This is a genomic window from Syntrophales bacterium (genome assembly GCA_030018935.1).
Taxonomy (GTDB): Bacteria; Desulfobacterota; Syntrophia; order Syntrophales; family CG2-30-49-12; genus CG2-30-49-12.
The window spans coordinates 1-5519 of sequence record JASEGZ010000074.1; the positions used below are offsets into that span (position 1 = coordinate 1).

The 5519-nt window shown below is 47.5% G+C and carries 4 protein-coding genes; 3 read left to right on the forward strand and 1 reads right to left on the reverse strand.

The window, feature by feature from the left end:
• The 3 genes from QMD03_09775 to lptG all read left to right on the forward strand — a co-directional run.
• Window positions 1-183 (forward strand): hypothetical protein (locus QMD03_09775; protein ID MDI6777500.1); only part of this gene is annotated, 183 nt, incomplete at its 5' end.
• 20 nt (window positions 184-203) lie between these two features.
• Window positions 204-1373, forward strand: coding sequence for an LPS export ABC transporter permease LptF (lptF, locus tag QMD03_09780; GenBank protein ID MDI6777501.1), 1170 nt, complete (start codon window positions 204-206; stop codon window positions 1371-1373).
• A gap of 3 nt (window positions 1374-1376) precedes the next feature.
• Window positions 1377-2459 carry an LPS export ABC transporter permease LptG gene (gene lptG, locus QMD03_09785; GenBank protein MDI6777502.1) on the forward strand — a complete coding sequence of 361 codons (1083 nt, stop codon included), beginning with the start codon at window positions 1377-1379 and terminating at the stop codon, window positions 2457-2459.
• A 74-nt stretch (window positions 2460-2533) separates the two neighbouring features.
• Here lptG and QMD03_09790 read toward each other — a convergent pair whose 3' ends face one another.
• The gene (locus tag QMD03_09790; protein MDI6777503.1) at window positions 2534-5158 is read right to left on the reverse strand and encodes an AMP-binding protein; all 2625 of its coding nucleotides are present in this window, start codon (window positions 5156-5158) and stop codon (window positions 2534-2536) included.
• Window positions 5159-5519 lie beyond the last annotated feature (361 nt).

Below are 5519 nucleotides of genomic sequence, written 5' to 3' on the forward strand. Positions count from 1 at the left end.
TTACCTCCTGTTCAAAAAAAGGGCCCCTTTGAAGAACAGAAAAAGCGGACAATTCTATTTACTCTTGACATAATAGATGGATTATTTCATGCAAACTTATTGATTGGTTTCTTCCCAAACTTATTCACCTTTTTATTGACAAAAGCCTTTAATTCCATGTTAGTCTATACATGCAAAATTTAAATGCCAGAAAGTCCCGCTTCATGCCTAAAATCGTCAACCGCTATATCCTGAGGGAAATTTCCATTCCCTTTTTCATGATCCTCTTTGTCCTGACCTTTGTCCTGCTCATGGGGAAAATCCTCCAGCTCATGGACCTGATGGTCAATAAAGGGGTCAGTCTCATTGACATAGCAAAAATCATCTTTTTTTTAATGCCCTCATTTTTGATCTTTGCTATTCCTATATCGCTGCTGATTTCGATACTGATTGGATTGGGCAGACTTTCCGGCGATAACGAGATCACCGTCTTGAAGGCATCTGGCATAAGCCTGTATCAGATCTTCTATCCTGTTGCCCTTGCATCGGCGATTGCCTTACTTATGACCGCCGTTACAAGTTTGTTTCTGGTTCCCCATAGCAACTATGCCACGAAAAACCTGCTGTTTAACATTGCCAGGCAAAAGGCCAGCATCGGCATCAGGGAAAAAGTCTTTAATGACGATTTCAAGGGCCTCCTCCTTTACGTGGACAGAATACCTGTCCATGGCAACTTTATGGAAGGGGTCGTTATCTCCGATGACCGTATCACCGGGGAACCATGTACCATCATTGCACGTAAAGCATCTCTCGTATCTGATCCCAGTGCGCTTGCCGTCACGCTCAGACTTGAAAACGGCAGTGCTTACATGGTCGAGACGAACCTGAAGAACTATCGAAAGATGGATTTTAGCTCCTATGATATCAATCTCGATATAGAATCACCTATCTCCGATGAAAAAAAGGCCGGGAAAAAGGGCATTGAAGATATGACGGTCCGTGAACTGGTTGAAAAGATGAAGAGTCCACGTTTAGAAGAGACAGCCCTCAGGGAACTCGCTATCGAACTGAACAAAAAATTCTCTATCCCCACCTCCTGTATCATCTTTGGCATTCTCGGAATTTCCCTCGGAATCAGGGCGCACAGATCGGTAAAATCAAGAGGATTTACCATCGGTCTTTTTACCGTTCTGATCTACTATCTCCTCCAGTTGGGCGGTGATGCCCTTGTAGAGACAAGAGGCCTTTCCCCCCTCATAGGGACATGGACACCAAATGTGATCTTCGGAATGGTTGGCATCTATCTATTCATTATGGCAGCGAAAGAAAAACCTCTAGGCTTTCATCTCAGAGGCGCATTTTTAAGAAGGCCAATCAAGAAGGGTAAAGGATAGGCCATGACCACCACCCTGGACAGGTATATATCCAAAGAATTCGGTAAGTTATTCCTGCTCATCTGCGCTTCTTTTATATCCCTTTATCTGATTGTTGATTTTTTTGGAAGAATCAGGATGTTCTTAAGTAACGATGCCTCCCCGGACCAGATAGCATCCTATTTCCTCTTTACCATTCCTATGATTACATCCCTCACCGTTCCCGCCGCTTGCCTGCTTGCCTCCCTCATGACATTTGGCTCCCTGTCGAGACACGGCGAAATCACAGCGATGAAAGCAAACGGAGTCAGCCTGTACAGAATCTCGCTTCCTCCGATCATCATTTCTGTAATCATTTCCATCCTTGCCTTTCTCATTGGCGAATTTATCACCCCTTACACCAACCGGAAGGCAGAACATATCAAATACGTGGAAGTGCAAAAGCAGGAAGCGCCGGGAGTTCTTAAGCAGAACGAAATATGGTACAGGGGAAAGAAAGGTATTTACAACTTCAAGATCTTTGATCAGAAGACAAATACATTAAGGGGAATCACTATCTACTACCTTAATCAAAAGTTTGAGTTGACGATGCAGATCGATGCTGAAAGAGCTGTATGGAAAGAGGGTAAATGGGTCTTTTACAATGTACTGATTGCGAGATTTCCCGGTGGTAGATTTCCCTCCCTTGAACGGCTGAAGGAAGGCATCATCGGCCTTCCTGAAAAACCATCCGATTTCAAGGTTGTTCAGGAAGATACGGAAAAGATGGGGTACCTTGAACTAAAAAGATACATCAGAAAGATCCGGTCTGAGGGGTACGATGCCACACGATATCTCGCAGACATGCATGGAAAGATTGCCTTTGCCTTCGTCAGTATCATTCTTACATTGATCGGGATTTCTTTTCCCTTAAAGTCAGAAAGGAGCGGTGGCGTTGCGCAGGGCATCGGAGCAGGTATCGCTATCGGATTCTCTTACTGGATCGTCCATGCCTTTGCCATAAGCATCGGTCGTTCCGGAACAATACCGCCCATTCTATCTGCCTGGCTTGCCAACATTATCTTCGGCTTTGCAGCCGTCATCTTGTTTGTTCGTGTCAAAACGTAAGCAGGAGAGAATTTGGCACGGCACGGGGACACGGCACGCACACGGCACGCACGGCACGGGGACACTTCCCATATTTATCCTGACAATCCAATCCTTTGCAGCGAGATCACACTCTCTCTGAGTCTGTCTGCTATCCCCTGGTAATCCAGTCCCCCCATATCATCAGGAGTTAAGGGCGCCTCAAATGTAATCCTCACCTTTTTGAGCCTCGGCAGCCACGCCCCTCTGGGTAATATATCAACAGAACCCTCTATATAAGTGGGAATCAGGGGTACTTTCAACTCCCCGGCCAGGATGCCAACCCCTTTCTTGAAGGGCATTATCCTGCCGTCCACCGACCTGCCCCCTTCGGGAAATACGATAAGCGCCATATCTTCTTTCAAGACATAGGCAGATACCTGAAGTGATTCCGAAAGACCTGAATTCGCATCTATGGTGATAATGTGCCCCCATCTGGCAAGCCTTGAGGTCATCGCTCCGCGGAAGTAACCCCGAAAACCAACGGCGTACAACTTTGTAAGCCTCTCCCTGAGTGCAGCGCCAACGATAAAACCATCGAGATAGCTTGCATGGTTCGGAGCAATTATGCAGGCCCCCTCAGCCGGAATATTTTCTCTCCCCCTCACTTCAAGTCTCAGGAAGACACGGGCAGCAAGATAGACAAACCATAAAACGAGGTGAAGAATGGCATTGCTTATAACCCCACTTTTCAATTTTATCCTGTCCATCATATCGTCCGGCGGGGATTGCCTGAGGATCTCGCTCCAGGATACAGGTTTTTTGAGAGACTCTATCTCTACCGCCCCACCTGTGTATTCTATCGCCCGGAGGATAACATCCTTGACGGTGGTAACCTCCGACGGAAAAGACGGAGGGATCGCTACACCCAGACCGTTCTCCAGGGCTACCATAAGCTCTACTCTTCCGAGGGAGTCTATCCCGAGGTCCATCTCAAGATGGGAACGCGGGGAGACCCTTCGCTCGGTTATAAACGACAGGGCCTGAAGGACCACCTTGCCGACATCTGACTCTATAAGCCTCTGTTCTTCATCGGAGAGGGGCAGTTCTTCCGTTGCCGCAGCCGAGGCCACCTCCCCTACTATGAACCTCTTTATCTTGCCGAGATGGGTTCTCGGAAGAGGTTCCTTTAATATGCCAAAATCAGTGGCCCGGCTGTAAGGCGGCAGTGTTGCGGATAGCTTTTCAATCTGCCATCTTATCGCCTCGGTGATATTGGCAATACCATCGGCAGAAATTTTTTCAAAATCTGGAAATATGAGGGACTTGATACCTACGAAGCTTCCCGGATGCGAAGGATCGGGGATGCCAGCAATACAAACCTCTTTTATGTACGGGCTTTGAAGATAATGGTTTTCCACGTCCTCCGGGTAGATATTCTTTCCGGAACTTAAGACGATAACTTCCTTAGTTCTCCCTGTGATAAAGAGAAAGCCATCCGGGTCGAGGCAGCCGAGATCGCCTGAGTGGAACCACCCCTCCCTTACAACCTCGGCCGTGGCCGCGGGATTCTTATAGTAGCCCCTCATCACATTGGGGCCCCTGATAACAACTTCTCCTACGCCTGAGACGTCGGGGTTGTCTATCCTTACCTCAACCCCCCCGACAGCCCTGCCAGCCGAACCTATCCTCTTGGCCCCTGGCAGGTTGAAGGTGACCACAGGGGATGTCTCTGTAAGACCGTAACCTTCAAGGATTGTAAAACCAAGTACCTCCATATCAGATGCGACGGCGGGATCAAGCCTCGCCCCACCGCTGGTAAAGAATCTAAGCCTTGTCCCGAACTCCCGATGGACCTTTTTAAATACAACCCTTCCTACATTGAAGCCCGTACCTCTCCTTACTCCTCTCGCGACAGTAAACATAAGTCTGGTGATCAACCGTTTCCACCCCGGAAGAGATTCTATCCCGGTCATTATCCCTTTCCGTATCAGAAAGTACAACTGGGGGACGCCCACCAGTATGGTCACCCCCTCTTCTCTCATGGTCTTCATAATCTCCGGCCCCTTGAGGGAATTGAGGAAGGTAACCCTACCTCCCACCAGAGAGGGCATAAGGAAACAGACCATGAAAGGATAGGCATGATGGAGGGGAAGGATAGACAGGACGTGATCGTTATGTGATACTACTCCCGGTTTGAGAAGGGCATCTGCATTGGAGAGGAGGTTTTCGTGAGTAAGCATTACCCCTTTGGGGATACCGGTAGTGCCTGAGGTATAGAGGAGAGAAGCGAGGTCGTCATCGCTGACCATCGGAAATTCAGCCGGTGGTGAATCTGGGATCGGCGTATCAAGGGAGATTATCCTGATTTTCAGGCCTTTTGCGGCATCGTTTAAAAGGGAAAGAAGATTCTTAGAGGTAAAAACTACCCTGCTCTCCGAATCCCGGAGGAGATTCTCTACTTCATCCCTTCCATATTGGACATCGAGGGGAACGGCAACGGCGCCGATCGAAACAATGCCCAGATAGGCAATACACCACTCGGGGGTGTTCTCCGCAAATATGGCAACCCTGTCTCCCCTATTTATTCCTGTATTTATCAGATAACGCCCGATAGTTTTGGCTCTCTCATAAACCTCGCCAAAGGTGAGGCTTCTCAGGCATGTCTCTTCCTTCATCTGAAGAAAGATGAGCTCCGGGAAAAGGCCGACTGTTTCCGTAAACCTCTCAAATACTGCCAAAATCCCTCCAGATACCCCCATACTGGTAAGCGTTCAGCGATCAGTAAGACAGGTTTTAGCTGAAAACTGAGGACTGACAGCTGAACGCTTACCCTTACTGTTCTCGGCATGTCCAAAAGCTACTATGTCTTATCTTCGTAGTCAAGAAAATAGAACCGTTTATGAGAGATTAACTCATGGCTTACCTCAGCAATGTCCGGTTAGGGATTTGCACATGAGTGAGAGAGTTTTTTAGTATTCAGCAGACGTACAAAAAATTTTGTAGATGCTAACTTTTCCTTGACAACGAAAATCTTTATATTATTGTAATTTCAGACATCTGGAAATTTTGACATAAAATTGCTCATTGGGCATAGGAATT